The sequence below is a fragment of the Massilia sp. GER05 genome (genome assembly GCF_052056005.1).
Lineage (GTDB): Bacteria > Pseudomonadota > Gammaproteobacteria > Burkholderiales > Burkholderiaceae_D > Telluria > Telluria orientalis.
This window is the reverse complement of record NZ_CP178858.1, coordinates 3398438-3414808: the sequence shown is the minus strand read 5'-3', so window position 1 is coordinate 3414808 and position 16371 is coordinate 3398438. Positions and strand designations below refer to the sequence as shown.

The 16371-nt window shown below is 66.5% G+C and carries 15 protein-coding genes; 8 read left to right on the top strand and 7 right to left on the bottom strand.

The genetic code is table 11. From position 1 onward, the window contains the following. Position 1: 1 nt before the first annotated feature. Complete coding sequence (locus ACL58G_RS15430) at positions 2 to 1345, bottom strand: 2-hydroxycarboxylate transporter family protein (RefSeq protein ID WP_440967689.1); 1344 nt, start codon at positions 1343 to 1345, stop codon at positions 2 to 4. Between the two features lie 149 nt (positions 1346 to 1494). Here ACL58G_RS15430 and ACL58G_RS15425 point away from each other — a divergent pair, with 149 nt between their 5' ends. Next, positions 1495 to 2190 (top strand): trimeric intracellular cation channel family protein, encoded by a 696-nt coding sequence (locus ACL58G_RS15425; protein WP_160407451.1) that lies wholly within the window; start codon positions 1495 to 1497, stop codon positions 2188 to 2190. 31 nt (positions 2191 to 2221) lie between these two features. Here the strand turns inward: ACL58G_RS15425 and ACL58G_RS15420 are convergent, their stop codons facing one another. Next, positions 2222 to 2635 (bottom strand): T6SS amidase immunity protein Tai4 family protein, encoded by a 414-nt coding sequence (locus ACL58G_RS15420; protein WP_440967686.1) that lies wholly within the window; start codon positions 2633 to 2635, stop codon positions 2222 to 2224. Between the two features lie 234 nt (positions 2636 to 2869). Here ACL58G_RS15420 and ACL58G_RS15415 point away from each other — a divergent pair, with 234 nt between their 5' ends. Then, positions 2870 to 3475 (top strand): TonB family protein, encoded by a 606-nt coding sequence (locus tag ACL58G_RS15415; protein WP_440967684.1) that lies wholly within the window; start codon positions 2870 to 2872, stop codon positions 3473 to 3475. A 7-nt stretch (positions 3476 to 3482) separates the two neighbouring features. Here ACL58G_RS15415 and ACL58G_RS15410 read toward each other — a convergent pair whose 3' ends face one another. The 3 genes from ACL58G_RS15410 to ACL58G_RS15400 all read right to left on the bottom strand — a co-directional run bounded on the left by ACL58G_RS15410 (position 3483) and on the right by ACL58G_RS15400 (position 5484). After that, positions 3483 to 4040: a dihydrofolate reductase family protein gene (locus ACL58G_RS15410; RefSeq protein WP_440967682.1), complete on the bottom strand. Its 558-nt coding sequence runs from the start codon at positions 4038 to 4040 to the stop codon at positions 3483 to 3485. Positions 4041 to 4055: 15 nt separating this feature from the next. Beyond that, a complete protein-coding gene (locus ACL58G_RS15405) occupies positions 4056 to 4259 on the bottom strand; it encodes a hypothetical protein (protein WP_440967681.1) in 204 nt (67 codons plus the stop codon). Between the two features lie 115 nt (positions 4260 to 4374). Beyond that, entirely contained in the window at positions 4375 to 5484 is a 1110-nt protein-coding gene (locus ACL58G_RS15400; RefSeq protein ID WP_440967679.1) for a glycoside hydrolase family 43 protein, read from the bottom strand. Positions 5485 to 5585: 101 nt separating this feature from the next. Here ACL58G_RS15400 and ACL58G_RS15395 point away from each other — a divergent pair, with 101 nt between their 5' ends. Continuing rightward, complete coding sequence (locus tag ACL58G_RS15395; protein WP_440967677.1) at positions 5586 to 6149, top strand: hypothetical protein; 564 nt, start codon at positions 5586 to 5588, stop codon at positions 6147 to 6149. Positions 6150 to 6214: 65 nt separating this feature from the next. Then, a complete protein-coding gene (locus ACL58G_RS15390) occupies positions 6215 to 8098 on the top strand; it encodes a glycoside hydrolase family 97 protein (protein WP_413343147.1) in 1884 nt (627 codons plus the stop codon). Here the strand turns inward: ACL58G_RS15390 and ilvB are convergent. Beyond that, positions 8095 to 9807: a biosynthetic-type acetolactate synthase large subunit gene (ilvB, locus tag ACL58G_RS15385; protein WP_440967675.1), complete on the bottom strand. Its 1713-nt coding sequence runs from the start codon at positions 9805 to 9807 to the stop codon at positions 8095 to 8097. The two genes, ACL58G_RS15390 and ilvB, sit on opposite strands and share 4 nt — an antisense overlap. Positions 9808 to 9892: 85 nt before the next feature. On the opposite strand from ilvB, the gene ACL58G_RS15380 reads away from it, so the two are divergent. The 4 genes from ACL58G_RS15380 to ACL58G_RS15365 all read left to right on the top strand — a co-directional run bounded on the left by ACL58G_RS15380 (position 9893) and on the right by ACL58G_RS15365 (position 14967). After that, positions 9893 to 10366, top strand: coding sequence for an Lrp/AsnC family transcriptional regulator (locus tag ACL58G_RS15380; RefSeq protein WP_413384843.1), 474 nt, complete (start codon positions 9893 to 9895; stop codon positions 10364 to 10366). Positions 10367 to 10508: 142 nt separating this feature from the next. After that, positions 10509 to 13094 (top strand): bifunctional aconitate hydratase 2/2-methylisocitrate dehydratase, encoded by a 2586-nt coding sequence (locus tag ACL58G_RS15375; RefSeq protein WP_440967673.1) that lies wholly within the window; start codon positions 10509 to 10511, stop codon positions 13092 to 13094. Between the two features lie 74 nt (positions 13095 to 13168). Continuing rightward, positions 13169 to 14092 (top strand): sulfurtransferase, encoded by a 924-nt coding sequence (locus ACL58G_RS15370; protein WP_413384839.1) that lies wholly within the window; start codon positions 13169 to 13171, stop codon positions 14090 to 14092. A gap of 50 nt (positions 14093 to 14142) precedes the next feature. Next, positions 14143 to 14967 (top strand): hypothetical protein, encoded by an 825-nt coding sequence (locus ACL58G_RS15365; protein ID WP_440967670.1) that lies wholly within the window; start codon positions 14143 to 14145, stop codon positions 14965 to 14967. Here the strand turns inward: ACL58G_RS15365 and ACL58G_RS15360 are convergent. Next, positions 14964 to 16298 (bottom strand): hemolysin family protein, encoded by a 1335-nt coding sequence (locus ACL58G_RS15360; RefSeq protein ID WP_440967669.1) that lies wholly within the window; start codon positions 16296 to 16298, stop codon positions 14964 to 14966. The two genes, ACL58G_RS15365 and ACL58G_RS15360, sit on opposite strands and share 4 nt — an antisense overlap. Positions 16299 to 16371: the final 73 nt, after the last annotated feature.

The window sequence follows — 16371 nt, the reverse complement described above, 5'->3', positions numbered from 1 at the left end:
TTCAATGCAGTTGCGACATTGCCAACAAGGTCAGCGTGACCGTGATCGCGCCGCCGATGCGGGTGGCGATCTGGGCGAACGGCATCAGCTGCATGCGCTCGGCCGCCGTCAGGATCGCGACGTCGCCCGTGCCGCCCTGGCCGCTGTGGCAGGCGTTGATGATCGCGGTCTCGATCGGGTACATGTTCATGCGGCGGCCGACGAAGAAGCCGGTGGCGATCAGGCTGGCGACGGTCGAGACGATGACCGTCAGGTTGACCACGTTGAACGCGGAGACGAGCTTGTCCCACGGCGTCATCGACGCGCCGATCGCGAACAGCAGCGGGTACGTCACGGCCGTCGAAAAGAATTTGTAGACGATGTAGGAACTCTGCTGCAGCTGCGGCGACACGAGACGCGACAGCTTGAACATCACGGCCACGAACAGCATGGCGACGGGGGCCGGGAAATCGAACAGGCGGAAGCACATCATGCCGACCATGTACAGCGAGATCGAGGTGATGCCCGCGGCGGCGATGTTGGCGATGTCGAACTGGCCCGGCAGGCTCTCCGCCTGCGGCGCGATCGCTTCCTCGCCCGGCTGCAGTCGGCCCTGGCCGGACAGGTGCGGACGCTTCTTGCCCAGCGAGTTCAGCATGCCAGACAGCAGGATCGCCGTCAGGCTGCCCAGCATCACGGGCGGCAGGACTTCGGCGAAGATATGGCCCTGTTCCTGGCCGAGGATGCCCGCATAGCCGATCGACAGCGGGATCGCGCCCTCGCCGACACCGCCCGCCATGATCGGCGCGACGAGGTAGAAGAACGTGTGGTACGGGCCCAGGCCCAGCAGCGTGCCGACCGCGGTGCCGACCGCGCCCGCGACGACGGACCCGATGGCCAGCGGCACGAAGATCTTCAGGAAGCCCTTGATCAGGACGTTGCGGTCCATGCTCAGGATGCTGCCGACGATGATCGACGAGATGAACAGGTACAGGAAGTTGGTGGACTTGGTGAAGTCGACGACGTTCTTCAGCACGGGCGCCGGCAGCAGCTTGCTGAAGGCGAGATACGACGGGATGAACGTCGCGAAGATGGCGGCGGCGCCGATGTTGCGGAAATACGGCAGGCGCTTGCCCAGCTCGGCGCAGGAAAAGCCGCCGACGGTGAGGATGGCGATCGACACGCAGATGTCGTTCGGCACCTTGCCGGTCGCGACGAAGCCGCCGATCAGCGCCAGCAGCAGCACATAGACCGGCAGCGGCACGATGCCGATGCGGGTGCGCGCGATGGTGCGGACGATCCGGGGAATGGAAGTGCCGGCCGCCTGCTGTTCTGCGTTCGCCGGAGTGTAGGTTGTCGTGTTCATGTGTGCTCCTCTTTCTTGTCCAGGCCAGATATCGGAACCGTTGATACGGCCGATCAGCCTGGTGAATGGAGCCCACTATATCGACGCAACCCTTCAATTACCTTTCAGCGGCATAATGGCGGGTTTTCGCCGTCCTTGACGAGGTTTTCGTGTTTTCTCCCGTATCGCTCGACGTCAGCGCCGCCATCAAGACCCTCGTGCTCACGCTCGACCTGCTGGGCACGTTCGTGTTCGCCCTGAGCGGCGCCGTGGCCGGCGTGCGCCGCCGGCTCGACCTGTTCGGCGTGCTGGTGCTGTCGTTCGTCGCCGCCAACTCGGGCGGCATCGTGCGCGACGTCCTCATCGGCGCGACGCCGCCGTCCGCGATCCGCGACTGGCGCTACCTGGCCGTGTCGCTGCTCGCGGGCGTGCTGATCTTCTTCTGGTATCCGCGCATCAAGCGCCTGCAGAGCCCCGTGCTGATCTTCGACGCGGCCGGCCTCGCCCTGTTCTGCGTGGCCGGCGCCCAGAAAGCCCTCGTGTTCGGCCTGGACCCCGTGATGGCCGCGCTGCTCGGCATGCTGACGGGCGTCGGCGGCGGCGTCGCGCGCGACGTGCTGCTGTCCGAGATTCCGGCCGTGCTGCGCTCCGACATCTACGCCGTCGCCGCCCTGGCCGGTGCCGCCGTGATGGTGACAGGCGACGCGCTGGGCGTGCCGGGCACCGCGAGCGCCTGCGCCGGCGCCGCGCTGTGCTTCGGCCTGCGCCTCGCCGCCATCAAGCTGGACTGGCACCTGCCCGTCGCGCATGCGTCGCTGAAGGCGGCGGAGGATGCGGCCAAGGCGGAGGGGCGGAACGAGCGGTAAGGCTGGCCGGCTTTGCACCGGCCGCAGGGTATTAACGTTCCATGGACGGCTTGGCCAGCCTGGCGGCCAGGCTGTTCAACTCGCGGCTATGAAACAAGTCGATGCACTTCATGGTATTGAATCCTCCTTCGACCGAGCCGCTGTAGCGGCGCGCCGCATAATTCTCCGCCAGCGCACGCAAGGCGGCATACGCCTCCGGCGTTTGATGGCCGAACTCCATGTACGCGCTGGCGGTGGCGTTGGCGTCCGCGCGCAGCACCGGGTCGGTCGCTACGATTGCCAGGCACGTGCTCAAGGCCCAGTTTTTCAACAAGTCCTGTTGTGAGTAATTGGCCGTCATCGGAGCGCCGTCCCGGGCCGGACCGGTTTTCCGCGCCGCTGCGTGCGCACCGGGAGCACAGGCGAGCAGCGCACCGACCACGACGGCCGCGAACGCCGGCTTCATTCAAGCACGCACAGCGAAGCAGTCAATTGTCATAATTTCTCCGTAAGACAATTCTGTTTAGTGACAATACTGCCGACTCGCCAGGGTTCCGTGAGCCGGACGATAGTCTCATTAAATCGTAAATTCTAGCCAACTTTTTTCGGATGGATTGTTACTTCATGCGGCAAGGATCGCTGCTTGCAATCTCAGCAACTTTGCAAATACACTAGTTGTCCGACAACTTTCCGCCCGATCATGAAAACCGACTTCAAGAAGCGACTTGCCGTTCTCGGATTTGCCGCGCTTGCCGGCTGCGCAACGCAACCGGCAGCCGTTCCCCCTGCCCTGGCTGACGCGCTTGCGCGCCAGGGGGTCGGCCCCGTGGACAACTTCAATTACGTGGATGAGCATGGCAAGCCGATGACCGAGCGCGACTTCGTGGCGCAGGTCAAGCAGTCACGCCAGTTTGCGGTCACCAGGGCGCACGACGACCGCGAGCGGGACGTGACCTTGCGCTTGCGTCCGGTTGGCTACGATCCCGGCCAGGCAGGCAGCGCGCTGCCGTCGGCATCGCTGAATCCGGCCGAGCTGCCCGCCATGATCGATTTCAAGACGTGCCCGAGGCCAGCCTATCCGCCGGACGAGGTGCGGGCGAAGCACACGGGCCTGGTCAAGCTGAACTTCCTGATCGGCGCCGACGGGGCCATCAGGAAAGCGGAGATCGGAACGTCGTCGGGCTACCCCGCACTCGACCAGGCCGCGCTGGCGGCCCTGTCCCGCTGCAGCTTCACGCCGGGTACGTCGGCCGGCGCGCCGGTGGAAAAGGTGTCTGTCGTGCAATACAAGTGGAGCATCGAATGACGCCGGGTCAGCCCGCGCGCCGGTAGTGCATGGCGACCGCGCCGTTGCGCAGCGGCGTCGCGGAGAGCAGTTCGAGCCGGCGCGTGGCCGGCAGTCCGCTGTCGTACAGCGTCGGACCGTGCCCGGCGATCCTGGGATGGACGAGGAACCGGTATTCGTCGATCAGGTCCAGCCGTTCCAGCGCGGCCGCGAGCTTGCCGCTGCCGAGGAGCACGCCGTTCGGCGCTGCGTCCTTGAGCCGCTGTACGCCCGCGCGCAGGTCGCCCGCGACGTGGTGGCTGTTCGTCCAGGGAAAATCCGACCGGGTCGAGGACACCACGTACTTCGGTTTGACCTCCAGCTTGTCCGCCCATGCGCGCAGCGCCGGCGGCGCGTCGACGGCGCCGCGCGCGACCGCCGGCCAGTAGGTCTCCATCATCTCGTAGGTGACGCGGCCCCACAGCATCGCACCCGCCTCGTCCATGAGGTCGGTGAAGAAGGCATGCGTCTCGTCGTCGGCGATGCCTTCACGGTGGTCGACGCAGCCGTCGAGGGTCAGGTTGATACTGAAGGTCAAAAGTCCCATCGTGTCCTCAGTTCGCTAGCGGGCATTACGTAGTTTGTGAAGTTCGACCGGGAGCGTGACGAGAAGTCCGGCTGCGATTGATGAAAGCAGGACGAGGAAAAGCACTAGCGGAGAAACCGAATGCTCACGCCAATACTGGAAGACCGCGCTTACGGTGAGAATCGCCACCACGAGCAACCAGTTCTTCTTCAACACGTTGAAAATTGCAACCTTGAGCATCTTTCCTCCTTAACTAACGAGCTAACGGCAGCTTCTGGCCGAACCCGGCCGTTCGTAAGGCCCAGTGTACGGCCCGTATTGCTCTCCCGGCAAGTCCGTTTTTTGGTCGACGTACTTATTCCCCCGGCCCGTCGCAGGGCAGCTTGTCCATGTCCGCCAGCGTCCACTGGTCGCGCCACCGCACGACCGGCTTCCCGCCCTCCCACTCGATGGGCAGCCACACGTAGCGCCCGTCGATCGCATCCTCCTTGCGCCAGACGTCCAGCATCAGGATATGCCGCGTGCAGCCATTGCGCTGCAGTGTCAGCGCATAGGTCGACTGGCCGCCGAACGTGATCTTCTGCTGTTCCGGCGTGCCGCGGACCGGGTTGCCGAGCGCCCGCCACGGGCCCAGTATGTCGTCCGCCACGTACGACTTGGCCGCGTTCGGCGCCCAGCCCGTCAGGCCCGACGTCACGAGGTAATACTTGCCGCCGTGCTTGAAGACGGCCGGCGCCTCGTCGTCGCCGTTCTGCTTCACGCGCGCATACTGCCCCGCCGAACGCAGGTAGTCGTCCGTCAGGCGCGATACGTGCATCGTGTGGTTTTCCTCCGACGCGTAGAACTGCCAGGCCTTGCCGTCGTCGTCCACGAATAGGGTCATGTCGCGCGCCATCTGCCCGCCCGCGTGGTCGCGCGCGAGGAAGGACGTGGCGGGGTCCTTGTCGTCGGGTTTGACGTCGACGGGCCACGCGCCGGCGTCCGGCCGGAACGAGCCTTGATACACGTACGGCCCCGTCACCTTGTCCGCGACGGCCACGCCCGAACGCGCCGCGTCGTAGCGCTTGCCCTTCAGCTCCAGGTGGAACCACATCACGAACTTGCCCGTCTTCGAATTGCGGATCACCTTGGGCCGCTCGATGATCGCGCCCTTGACGATGTCGCTGGCCGGGTCGTTGCTGACCGCGAGCGCGATGCCTTCGTCCTTCCAGTCGGTCAGGTTGCGCGAGCTGTACACGTGCACGCCGACCTGGGCGACGTTGCCCGCCGTGCCGGACACCTTGTGCTCGCCGAACCAGTAATACACGCCGTCGTGTTCCAGGATGCCGCCTCCGTGCGCGTTGATGTGCACGCCCTGGTCATCCGGCCACAGCGCGCCGGGCCGGAACACGCCGTCCGCCTGTGCCGCCGTCGCCGCGCCCAGCAGCGCTGCCGCCGCCAGGAAAAACTTCATCTTGTGCTTCATACGTTCGTCTCCGTGAGTGGACGTGCAATGTTATCGATATCTCCGCCTTTTGTCGCGGACTTTTCATTACACTGGCCGTCGCGATCGATGAAAGGACGACAATGACACCGGTGCCGGCCCTGCTTGCCGTATTCAGTGCGACGTCCTGCTACGCCCAGCCGGCACCGGCGCAAGAGCAGCTCGGTTTCTGGATGGACGCCGGCGACCACGGTATCGTACAGTGCACGCTCGCGACGATGCCGGTTGGGGGCGACATCCGCCAATTCCTGCGCCTGACCCTCGGCGTGGGCGTCGACCCAAAAAAGCTCGAACTGGTCGGCAAGGTCAGGCTGCGCGAGGACGCCCTGCCGGCCCGCCCCCACCTGCTGGAAATCGGCGCGGGCACGCAGGCGGCGTTCAGCGTCGCGCTACACCCGGACAAGGCTGACCGTGCGTCCGCGCAGATCCCCGCCCCGGCCATGATGGACGTGTTGCGGACGTTCCTGCGCCAGCGCACGCTGTGGATGCGCGTCGACGGCGCCGCCGCGCGGACAGTCGCCGTCGCCGGCAAGGAGGCGGACCTGGCGTCCTGCGTCGCTACCCTCGAACGCGACCTGGCCGAGGAACGTGCCGCGCGCGCCCGCGGCGATGTCAGCGACGCCTTCCCCAGCCTGCAGAGCGATTAGGCACCGATTGCATCCGGCAGCGGATATCTGCTACCATGTGATCGATAACAAATATGGGAGACCTCATGCGCCAATTTTTCGCCGCCGTGTGGCTGTGCGCCGCCGCCGTGCACGCCAGCGCCGCGGACATGATCGAACGCGTCGCCTCGCCGGACGGCCACATCGTGCTCGAACTGGCACAGAAGCTGGACGCGGCCGGCAAGCGCGCCCTGTCCTACAACGTGCGCTACGACGGCGAGACCGTCATCCGCGACTCGCTGCTGGAACTGCGCCTCGACAACCACCTGTCCGAGAACGCGATGGCCCTGCCCGTCGACCATCACGCGCGCTGGTTCGAGAACCTGCGCGTGACGGGCGTACACCGCGCGCGCCACGACAGCACGTGGACGCCCGTCACGGGCGAGCGCACGCACATCCGCGACCATTACGAAGCCCTCACCGTCGACCTGGTCAAGGACGACAACCCGACCTATAAACTGTCCGTCGAAGTGCGTGCTTACGACGCCGGCGTGGCGCTGCGCTTCGCGTTCCCCGAGAACGAAAAAGGCACGTACTACCGCATCATCGGCGAGGACACGGAATTCGCGCTGCCCGCCGGCACGCGCGCTTGGTTCCACGGCTGGGCCCAGGGTCCGTACCAGCTGATGCCGCTGCGCGACTGGCCGGACCAGGCCGAGCGCCCGCTCACGCTGCAACTGCCGAACGGCCTGTCCGTCGCCCTGCTCGAAGGCCAGATGGTCGATTACGCGCGCACCAAGTTCAAGCTGAGCCCCGACAAGCCGGACACCATCGTGACGGCCATGCACGACCCGGCCGACCTGGTCTCGCCGTTCGCCACGCCCTGGCGCGGCATCATGATCGCGCGCCGTCCCGGCCAGCTGATCGAGAACAACGACTTCATCCTGAACCTCAATGCGCCGTCGCGCATCGCCGACACCTCGTGGATCAAGCCGGGCAAGATCATGCGCGTGATGTCGCTGACGACGAAGGACGCCAAGGCCAACATCGACTTCGCCGCGCGCCACAAGCTGCAATACGTCCTGTTCGACTTCAAGTGGTATGGCAACGCGTTCTCGTTCGACGCCGACGCGACGAAGGTGGCGATTCCCGACTTCGACCTCCCGGGCATCATCGCCTACGCGAAAAGCAAGGGCATCGGCGTGTGGCTGTACGTGAACCAGCAGGGCCTGATGGCGCAGGGCGACACGCTGTTCCAGACCTACCGCGACTGGGGCGTCGCCGGTGTGAAATTCGGCTTCGTGCAGGTCGGTTCGCACCGCTGGACGACGTGGCTCGAGAAGACGATCCAGCAGGCGGCCGCCGCCAACATCATGGTCAACATCCACGACGACTGGCGCCCCACCGGCGAGCAGCGCACCTGGCCCAACCTCCTGACGGCGGAAGGCATCCGCGGCAACGAGGAAATGCCGGACGCCACGCACAACACGGTGCTGCCGTTCGTGCGCTACCTCGCCGGTGCGGCCGACTACACGATCTGCTACTACGACCCGCGCATCCGGACGACGCATGCGCACCAGCTGGCGCTGGCGGTCGTCTATTACAGCCCGCTGCAGACGCTGTACTGGTACGACACGCCGGACCGCTCGCACGACGAGCCGGAACTGGCGTTCTGGGACCGCATCCCGACCACGTGGGACGAGACGCGCGTGCTGGACGGCGCGCCGGGCCGCGACGTGACGATCGCGCGGCGCAAGGGCGACGAGTGGTTCGTCGGCAGCATCACGAACAACGACGCGCGCCGCATCCCGCTGCGCTTCGACTTCCTCCCGAAGGGCAAGCGCTACGAAGCGACGATCTATGCGGACGACCCGGCCGCGCCGACGCGGACGAAAGTCGGCATCCGCACGCGCACGGTGGACGCGGCCACCGTGCTGCAGCTGGACCTGCCCGCTTCCGGCGGCCAGGCGCTGTGGCTGCGCCCTCTCTAAGCCTCGTACCAGCGGTCCTTCGCCAGCAGGATCTCGTGATGCCCCCGCCCCGCGGGGATCATCGGGAAGCAGTTTTCGGCCTGCTCGACCCGCACGTCGAGCAGGTACGGGCCCTCCGAATCCATGCACGCCGCCACGGCGGCATCGAGTTCGGCCGGGTCCTCGACGCGGCGCGCCTGCCAGCCGAAGGCGCGCGCCAGCGCCACGAAGTCCGGCAGCGCTTCCGAATAACTGTGGCTGTAGCGCCCTTCGTAATGCAGCTCCTGCCACTGCCGCACCATGCCCATGCAGCCGTTGTTCGACAGGACCAGTTTCACGGGACACCGGTGCTGCACCGCCGTCGCGAGTTCCTGGATGTTCATCAGCACGGACGCGTCGCCCGAGATGCACACGACGAGATCGTCCGGATGCGCGACCTGGGCGCCGATCGCCGCCGGCAGGCCATAACCCATCGTGCCCGCACCGCCCGACGTGAGCCAGCGCCGCGGACGCTCGAAACCGAGATACTGCGCGGCCCACATCTGGTGCTGGCCCACATCGGTCGACACGATCGCGCCGCGCCGCGCCACGTGATCCGCCAGCGCGCGCATCAGCCGTTGCGGCAGGATGCCCGCGGCGGCTGCCGGCACGTCGAGGCAGCGCGCCGCGCGCCATGACGCGATCCTGTCCCACCACGCCGCGGTGGGCGCGGGGTCGGCACCGTCCAGCATTCGGAGCAGGCCGACGAGGATCTCGGCGCAGTCACCCGCCAGGCCCACGTCCGTACGCACCACCTTGCCGATCGACGCGGGATCGACGTCGACGTGGACGATGCGCGCGTCCGGACAGAAATGCGCGAGGTGGCCCGTGACGCGGTCGTCGAAACGCGCGCCCACGCACACGACGAGATCCGCCTCGTGCATCGCGAGGTTCGCTTCCAGCGTGCCGTGCATGCCCAGCATGCCGAGCCAGCGCGGGTCCGACGCGGGAAACGCGCCCAGCCCCATCAGCGTCAGGGTGCACGGCGCATCCTTCCGGCGCACGAGGCGGGTAAAAGCGGCGCAGGCGGCGTCGCCCGCGTTGATGAGACCTCCGCCGCCGTAGAACACGGGCCGGCGCGCGTGCCGGATCAGGTGCGCGGCCTGTCCGAGCGCGGCTTGCGGCACGCTTGACGGGACCGCGGCGGCGGACGAACCGGACGGCGCGGCCGCCACCTCGGCCGCCTGGATATCCTTCGGCACGTCGACCAGCACGGGCCCCGGCCGGCCGCCCAGGGCCGTCGCGACGGCGGTCCGGATCGTGGCCGCGACGGCCGCGGCGTCGCGCACCTGCGTATTCCATTTCGTGACCGTGCGCGTGATGCCGAGCGCGTCGCACTCCTGGAATGCGTTGGTGCCGATCGCACCGGTGGCGACCTGGCCGCTGACGCACAGCACGGGAACCGAATCGCTCAGCGCGTCGAGCAGGCCGGACGTCGTGTTCGCGACACCGGGGCCGGACGTCACGAAGACGACGCCGAGCCGCCCGGTCGAACGCGCATACCCCTGGGCAGCATGGACGGCCGCCTGTTCATGACGGACGAGGATGTGGCGGATGCGCCGGTCGAGGGCGAGCGCGTCGTACAGTGGCAGCACGGCGCCGCCGGGATAGCCGAACACGGTGTCGACGCCGCAGTCCACCAGCGTGTCGACCAGTACGCGGGCGGCGGTCAGGAGAGGAAGTGTTTTCATCCCTGAATTTTATCGACCTTAGCGCGGAAAGTGCTTCATGGTTTTCGCTATAATCTCACCCTATCCTGAAAATTTTTCACCCATCATGGACGATCAGAGAAAAATCTACGACGCTGCCGATCTGCGGATCCTGGCCATCCTGCTGAAGGACTCGCGCACGCCGCTGCAGGAGATCAGCAGCGCCGTGAACCTGTCGACGACGTCGTGCTGGAACCGCATCAAGCGGATGACGGACAGCGGCCTGCTGGAGGCGTACACGGTGAAGGTCGACCTGGCGAGCCTCGGCTACCACGACACGGTGATCGTCCAGGTGACGCTGGACAGCCACAGCGAGGAGACGCTGTACAAATTCGGCCAGGCGCTCGAATCGATCCCGGAAGTGCTGGAAGCCGCGCTGATCTCGGGCGACTACGACTACTTCATCCGCATCGCCGTGAAGGACACGCGCGACTACGAACGGCTGCTGCGCGAGCGCATTTACAACATCCCGGGCATCCGCCACAGCAAGTCCAGCTTCGTGCTGCGCACGCTGAAAAAGGTCGATACGCCCCTCACCTGACGGTCCCGCGCCACACTTCCGGGCAGCTTTCACAGTTAACCGAGTTGCGTCTTATGTCTTATAGAAGACTTGAGATACAATATCGGCAGTACCGGGCCAGCAACCGCTGTCCTGATTTTCAAAACGACTGAAAGAGCTTCCCATGTTAGCCGCATACCGCACCCATGTCGCCGAACGCGCCGCCCTCGGCGTGCCCCCGCTGCCCCTGTCCGCAGCCCAGACCACGGACCTGGTCGAACTCCTGAAGAATCCGCCGGCGGGCGAAGAAGACTTCCTGGTCGACCTGATCACGAACCGCGTCCCGGCGGGCGTGGACGACGCGGCCAAGGTCAAGGCAGCGTTCCTGAACAAGATCGCCCGCGGCGAGGAAACCAGCCCGCTGATCTCGCGCGAACTGGCCACCCGCCTGCTGGGCACGATGCTCGGCGGCTTCAACATCAAGCCGATGATCGACCTGCTGGACGACGCCGTCGTCGGCAAGGTCGCCGCCGAGGGCCTGAAAAAGACCCTGCTGATGTTCGACTACTTCCACGACGTCAAGGAACTGGCCGACAAGGGCAGCGCCAACGCCAAGGAAGTGATCCAGTCGTGGGCCGACGCCGAATGGTTCACGTCGCGTCCGGCCGTCCCGGAAAGCATGACCCTCACCGTCTTCAAGGTGTCCGGCGAGACCAACACCGACGACCTGTCGCCGGCTCCGGACGCGACCACCCGCCCGGACATCCCGCTGCACGCGCTGGCGATGCTGAAGAACCCGCGTCCGGGCATCAACCCGGAAGAGCCGGGCAAGATCGGCCCGATCAAGCAGATCGAGGCACTGAAGGCCAAGGGCCACCTGGTCGCCTACGTCGGCGACGTGGTCGGCACGGGCTCCTCGCGTAAATCCGCCACCAACTCGGTGCTGTGGTTCACGGGCGAAGACATCCCGTTCATCCCGAACAAGCGCTTCGGCGGCGTGTGCCTCGGCACCAAGATCGCCCCGATCTTCTACAACACGATGGAAGACGCGGGCGCCCTGCCGATCGAGCTGGACGTGACGAACATGGAAATGGGCGACGTCATCGAACTGCGTCCGTACGACGGCAAGGCCCTGAAGAACGGCGAGACGATCGCCGAGTTCAAGGTCAAGTCCGACGTGCTGTTCGACGAAGTGCGCGCCGGCGGCCGTATTCCGCTGATCATCGGCCGCGGCCTCACCGCCAAGGCGCGCGAAGCGCTGGGCCTCGCGCCGTCGACGCTGTTCCGCCTGCCGCAGAATCCGATCGATTCCGGCCGCGGCTTCTCGCTGGCGCAGAAGATGGTCGGCCGCGCGTGCGGCCTGCCGGAAGGCCAGGGCATCCGCCCGGGCACGTACTGCGAACCGAAGATGACCACCGTCGGCTCCCAGGACACCACCGGCCCGATGACCCGCGACGAGCTGAAGGACCTGGCCTGCCTGGGCTTCTCGGCCGACCTCGTGATGCAATCGTTCTGCCACACGGCCGCGTATCCGAAGCTGGTCGACGTCAAGATGCACAAGGAACTGCCGACGTTCATCGAGAACCGCGGCGGCGTGGCGCTGCGTCCGGGCGACGGCGTGATCCACTCGTGGCTGAACCGCCTGCTGCTGCCGGACACCGTCGGCACCGGCGGCGACTCGCACACCCGCTTCCCGATCGGTATCTCGTTCCCGGCCGGCTCGGGCCTGGTCGCCTTCGCGGCCGCCACCGGCGTCATGCCGCTGGACATGCCGGAATCGGTGCTGGTCCGCTTCAAGGGCGAGATGAAGCCGGGCGTCACGCTGCGTGACCTCGTCAACGCGATCCCGCTGTACGCGATCCAGCAAGGCCTGCTGACCGTCGACAAGAAGGGCAAGAAGAACATCTTCTCCGGCCGCATCCTGGAAATCGAAGGCCTGCCGAACCTGAAGGTCGAACAGGCGTTCGAACTGTCCGACGCGTCGGCCGAGCGCTCGGCCGCCGGCTGCACGGTCCACCTGGACAAGGCACCGATCATCGAGTACATGACCTCGAACATCACGCTGATGAAGTGGATGATCGCGAACGGGTACCTGGACCGCCGCACGCTGGAGCGCCGCATCAAGGCCATGGAAGCCTGGCTCGCGAAGCCGGACCTGCTGGCACCGGACGCGGATGCCGAGTACGCCGCCGTCATCGAGATCGACCTGGCCGACATCCATGAACCGATCGTCGCCTGCCCGAACGACCCGGACGACGTCAAGACGCTGTCCGACGTCGCCGGCGACAAGATCGACGACGTGTTCGTCGGCTCGTGCATGACCAACATCGGCCACTTCCGCGCCGCCTCGAAACTCCTGGAAGGCAAGACCGACATCCCGGTCCGCCTGTGGGTCGCCCCGCCGACCAAGATGGACCAGCAGGTGCTGACGGCCGAAGGCCACTACGGCACCTTGGGCCGCACCGGCGCGCGCATGGAAATGCCGGGCTGCTCGCTGTGCATGGGTAACCAGGCGCAGATCCGCAAGGGTGCGACCGTGATGTCGACGTCGACGCGCAACTTCCCGAACCGCCTCGGCATCGACACCCGCGTGTACCTGGGTTCAGCCGAACTGGCCGCGGTCTGCTCCACGCTGGGCAAGATCCCGACCCGCGAAGAGTACATGGCGCACATCGGCGTGATCAACGAGAACGCCGACCAGATCTACCGCTACATGAACTTCGACCAGATCAGCGAGTTCCGCGACGTGGCGGATACCGTCGCCGTCTGAGCCTGACGTTTCAAGCCCTCGGGGGCCGGGTCCTGTAACATACGGGGCCCGGCCCTTTTTCCTTGCATCGTCTCTTGAACAGCCTCCCTCCGTTCGGCTTCCGGCGCGACCTGCCCCGCTGGCGCCAGCTCGTCACGCCCGCCTGGCTGGCGGGCCGCGCCGACGCGGCGTGCCGCCTGTTCGAAGTCGGATGCGACGGCGCGGCGGCCCATGCGGCCGGCCATCTCCCCGGCGCCGGCTACCTCGACACGACGTGGTTCGAACACGGACCGTTGTGGAACAAGGTCCCCGACGCCGAACTCCGACGGGTGCTGCTCGCCCACGGCATCCGCCACGACACCACCGTCGTCCTGTATGGCCGCAACGTGCTCGCGGCGGCGCGCGTCGCGCACCTGCTGCTGTACGCGGGCGTCGAGGACGTCCGCCTGCTCGACGGCGGGATCGCGGCGTGGCAGCGGGCGGGCTTGCCGCTCGAATCCGGGCCGCCTCGCCCCGGTCCGGCGGCGGACGATTTCGGCGCGCCCTTCCCGGCGCGGCCCGACTACCTGTTCGACATGGACCAGGTGCGCGGCCTGCTGCGGCATGGCCAGGGCACGCTCGCCAGCATCCGCACGTGGAACGAATACGTCGGCCGGACGTCGGGCTACAACTACATCGAGGCACGGGGCGACATTCCGGGCGCCGTATGGGGCCGCGCCGGCGACGAGGGCGACGTGAACAGCATGGCCGCGTTCCATCACGCCGACGGGCGCATGAAACCCGCGGCGGACATCCTGCGCATGTGGGGATCGAACGGCATCCACGCGGGCCGGCCGACGGTATTTTATTGCGGCACCGGCTGGCGCGCGTCGCTGGCGTTCTTCTACGCCTGGCTGATGGGCTGGGAGCGCATCGGCGTGTACGACGGCGGCTGGTGCGAATGGAGCCGGGATCCGGACAACCCGGTCGTGTGCCGCGCGGAGCGGGAGGACGTCGAACGCCGGCGCCATTGCCGATAACGCGGAAATCGCATACACTCCGAAAAGTTATCGATAACTAATTCACCCACATGACCGAGACAATCTCCCGCCGCCTGCTCGCCATCGACGAAGGCCGCCAACAACTGTCGCTCGTCGACACCGCCACCGACACCTTCCACTGGACGCTGGACCTGTCCCCCTACCCGCTCGCGCGCGACCTGCAGCGGCTCGACGCGGCCCGCGCGCTGGTCGGCTTCGACCGCGGTTTCTTCGAGCTGGATATCGAATCGGGCCGCGTGCTGGACGCCTGCGCGCGCTGGACCGACGTCACGGCCGTGCACCGCCGGCCCGACGGCCACACGCTCGTGACGGGCTGGAACCTGGACGGCACGGGCGGCGTCAACGTGCTGACGCTGGACCGCGAATGGAACGTCGTCGCCAGCGCGCGCCGCGACGGCGACTACGTGCGCCTGATGCGCCCGACGCGGGACGGCACGTACCTGCTGTGCACCAACGACCACATCCTCGAAACGGCGCCGGACCTGACGGAACGCCGCCGCTTTGGCGTGTCCGAATTCGAGCATGCGTGGAAGGCCGAACGGAACGCGGACGGCACCACCCTCGTGTCGGGCGGCTATGGGGCGGTGATGGTGTTGTTCGACGCGGCCGGGAACGTGCGGCAGCGCTTCGGCGCCGCGGCCGACCTGCCCGCCGAGGTGGCGCCGTTCTTCTATGCGAGCTTCCAGCAGCTGGGCAACGGCCACCTGCTCGTCGCGAACTGGCAGGGACACGGTCCGGACAACGGGCACAAGGGACGGCAGTTGCTGGAGTTCGACGCGCAGCGGCGGCTGGCCGGCACGTGGTCGGCCCCCGAGCGGATCTCGTCGCTGCAGGGCATCCTGGTGCTCGACTAATCCTCCAGCGGTTCGGCCGGCGTGGCGGACGATGCGCCGCGCGCGCCGATCCGCTTCACGAGCAGCTGGTCGATGCGGTAGTGGTCCACGTCGAGCACTTCGAACCGCATTCCTTCGTATTCAACGCTGTCGGTCGGCTTGGGCACCTTGCGCAGCATGTACATCATGAAGCCGGCCGCCGTCTCGTAGTGCTCCTCCTCGGGCAGCCCGTCCAGTTCGAGCACGCGCTTCATGTCCGCCACCGGCGTGCTGCCGTCGATCAGCCAGGACCCGTCCTCGCGTTGCAAGGCCTGCTGGTCCGCCTCCAGCGGCGTGCCCCATTTGCCCATCACGGTCACCATGATGTCGCTCAGCGTGACGACGCCGACGATGAACGCGTACTCGTTGATCACGACGGCGAACGTCTCCTTGGTGGCGCGGAAGCGGTCGAGCAGTTCGGACAACGTCAGCGAATCGGGAATGATCAGGACCGTGCGGATGCTCGATTCGTTCAGCTGGAACCGGGACTGGCGGTTCAGCAGCTGGACGAGGATGTCGCGCGTGTCCACATAGCCGATCACGCGGTCGATCACGCCGTCGCACACGGGGAATTTCGACAGCGCGTGCGTGGCGATCTTCTGGCGGATGCTGTCCTCGGATTCGGTCAGCGTGAAGAACACGACGTTCTCCCGCGTCGTCATCGTCGACGTGACGGCACGCGATTCCAGCTCGAACACGTTCTCGATGAAGTGCTGCTCCTGCTTCTGCAGCACGCCGGCCTGCGCGCCCGCTTCCACGACGGCCGAGATCTCGTCGAAGGTGATGCGGTCCTCGCGCGTCGTGTCGACGCCGAACACGCGGAACAGCATGTTCGCCACCTTGTTCAGTGCCCAGGACAGGGGCCTGAACACGCGGATGACGACCATGACCGGCCGCACGACGGCCATCGCCGTGCTCTCCGGCGCGATCATCGCGAGGCGCTTGGGCATCAGGTCGGAGAAGAGCACGAACAGCGTCGTGACGAACACGAACGACAGCGCGAACGCGATATTGTCGCGGCCCGGTCCGTCGTAGAAGAGCGTCAGACATTCCAGGAAAAACGGCCGCAGCGCGCCCTCGCCGAGGATACCGCCCAGGATGGCGATCGCGTTCAGGCCGATCTGCGACGCGGCGAAGAAGTCGGCCGACTGCGCCTGCAGCGCGATCACCTTGTGCGCGCGCGCGTCGCCCGCCTCGGCCAGCAGTTTCAGCTTGATCTTGCGTGCGCCCGCCAGCGCGATTTCGCTCAGGGACAGGAAGCCGGCGGCCAGCACGAGGACGGCCAGCAAGGCCAGATGTTCGAACAGATTCATGGAGCACCCGGAATAATGATGTCACTTTAACATAGGCGCCAGTCAGCTCAATTTGATATACCGGATGACACAT

Excerpts from the sequence above, each read along its gene's own strand:
- ACL58G_RS15430 (WP_440967689.1), bottom strand. The coding sequence starts at position 1,345 with ATGAACACGACAACCTACACTCCGGCGAACGCAGAACAGCAGGCGGCC.
- ACL58G_RS15420 (WP_440967686.1), bottom strand. The coding sequence starts at position 2,635 with ATGAAGCCGGCGTTCGCGGCCGTCGTGGTCGGTGCGCTGCTCGCCTGT.
- ACL58G_RS15415 (WP_440967684.1), top strand. The coding sequence starts at position 2,870 with ATGAAAACCGACTTCAAGAAGCGACTTGCCGTTCTCGGATTTGCCGCG.
- ACL58G_RS15410 (WP_440967682.1), bottom strand. The coding sequence starts at position 4,040 with ATGGGACTTTTGACCTTCAGTATCAACCTGACCCTCGACGGCTGCGTC.
- ACL58G_RS15405 (WP_440967681.1), bottom strand. The coding sequence starts at position 4,259 with ATGCTCAAGGTTGCAATTTTCAACGTGTTGAAGAAGAACTGGTTGCTC.
- ACL58G_RS15400 (WP_440967679.1), bottom strand. The coding sequence starts at position 5,484 with ATGAAGCACAAGATGAAGTTTTTCCTGGCGGCGGCAGCGCTGCTGGGC.
- ACL58G_RS15395 (WP_440967677.1), top strand. The coding sequence starts at position 5,586 with ATGACACCGGTGCCGGCCCTGCTTGCCGTATTCAGTGCGACGTCCTGC.
- ACL58G_RS15390 (WP_413343147.1), top strand. The coding sequence starts at position 6,215 with ATGCGCCAATTTTTCGCCGCCGTGTGGCTGTGCGCCGCCGCCGTGCAC.
- ilvB (WP_440967675.1), bottom strand. The coding sequence starts at position 9,807 with ATGAAAACACTTCCTCTCCTGACCGCCGCCCGCGTACTGGTCGACACG.
- ACL58G_RS15380 (WP_413384843.1), top strand. The coding sequence starts at position 9,893 with ATGGACGATCAGAGAAAAATCTACGACGCTGCCGATCTGCGGATCCTG.
- ACL58G_RS15375 (WP_440967673.1), top strand. The coding sequence starts at position 10,509 with ATGTTAGCCGCATACCGCACCCATGTCGCCGAACGCGCCGCCCTCGGC.
- ACL58G_RS15365 (WP_440967670.1), top strand. The coding sequence starts at position 14,143 with ATGACCGAGACAATCTCCCGCCGCCTGCTCGCCATCGACGAAGGCCGC.
- ACL58G_RS15360 (WP_440967669.1), bottom strand. The coding sequence starts at position 16,298 with ATGAATCTGTTCGAACATCTGGCCTTGCTGGCCGTCCTCGTGCTGGCC.